This window comes from Pseudomonas neuropathica (assembly GCF_015461835.1).
In the GTDB taxonomy this organism is placed as follows: Bacteria; Pseudomonadota; Gammaproteobacteria; order Pseudomonadales; family Pseudomonadaceae; genus Aquipseudomonas; species Aquipseudomonas neuropathica.
This window is the reverse complement of the sequence record NZ_JACOPX010000039.1, coordinates 1-1557: the sequence shown is the minus strand read 5'-3', so window position 1 is coordinate 1557 and position 1557 is coordinate 1. Positions and strand designations below refer to the sequence as shown.

Genomic DNA, 1557 nt, shown 5'->3' with positions numbered 1-1557 from the left:
GCTACTCAAGGAACTCGACATCCCCGGGCGCAGCAAGGAACCGGTGTCGCAGGGCCCCGACATCTGGGGCATCAACATCGCGGCCGCACTGGGCAATTTTCCTCTTAACGGCCTGCTGTGCCAGGCGGGGCCGTGGGGGAACATGGCGCAAGGCGACAGGCTGACGATCTTCTGGGGCACCGGGCAGAACGTCTGGGTGGAAACTGTCGACGCGACCGAGGTCAACAAACAGCTGCGCATGTTCGTGCCTTCCCGGCACATGGTCGATGGCCGCTTTGCGGTGTCCTATGTGGTCAAGCCCTTGGGTGGCACGGATCAACCGTCCGAAGTCATGCAGGTGCTGGTCAAACTCACGCGCCCCGGCGGCCATGATGACAACGGTGACGGCGGGCATTCCAAGCTGATCATGATCATTCCCCAGGACATTCTTGACGGCGGCATCGACAAGGACAACGTGGCCGATGGCGTTGAAATCAGCATTGGCGAGGCCGATGGCACACCGCCCTATCCCTACGCTGCGGCCGGCGATACTTGTCGCGTGAGTTGGGGCGGGATCTACGAGTTCAGTGAGCCGCTGACCCAGGAACAGGCCGAAGGCAAGGCCCCGATCATCATCACCATCACGGAAGCGGTCATTCGCGACGCCGGCGATGCAGAGTCTCCCGGCGTCGCCGTGGTGTTCGAGGTGTACGACAAGGTCTTCAACCGTTCCGAGGACTGGAGCCCCGAACAGCGTGTGGTAGTGGCGGTGGATGCGACCCGGCTGATCGCGCCGCTGCTCAAGGAAACGCAGAACAACGTGCTGGACGTCGACAAACTGGGCGACGCCGATGGCACCGTGCAAGTTATTGCCACGGATACGAGCAAGTTCAAAGTCGGAGACAAGGTCTTCATCAGGATCAAGGGCACTCCCGTCGAGGGGCCGCCGATTGATTGGGAACCGTCAGCAGGCGTGGAGTTGAAAAGTGTGCCGAGCATTTTGGAACCCGCGGCCCCCAACGCCGTGCTGCGCCAGTTGGCCAAGTCCCAGATCACTTTGTCTTACCGCCTGGAAAAAGCCGACAGCTCCGCCGATCTGAAATCCAAAAGCCAATTCATCCGCGCCATCGGCGAAGTCCAGCGCCTGGCCGCGCCGGAAGTGCTGGACGAGGATTCCGGAGCGCTGGATCCCGCACTGTCCCAAATCCGTCTCGAGATCCCCTTCGACAAATCCTTTGTCGAAGGCCAGGTCCTTCAGCCAGTCATGCTCGGCACCACCCCCGGCCTCAAACCGTACCTGCCTGAGCTGCCAATGCGCCCCATCACCCACAACGACATCGTCGCGGCCGAACCACTGCTGTACAACATCGACGGCACACACCTGGCCCCGGTCAACGGCGGCACGGCCGAGTTCTACTACCAGCTACTGATTCCGAGTCCAGTGCTCGCCACGCTGGACCCGTTCGAGGCCACTCGCGCCATTCGCGAGTCGATCCACAGCGACATCCTGCGCGTCGGCGAACCACGCCAGGAACTGCCGCAACCGGAAGTGGCCGGCGTGGTAGACGGCGTCCTGCC

The 1557-nt window shown here is 62.3% G+C and carries 1 pseudogene; it reads left to right on the top strand.

Annotation, left to right across the window (positions count from 1 at the left end):
• Nucleotides 1-1557: pseudogene (locus H8F23_RS28630) on the top strand (hypothetical protein); the annotation flags it as partial.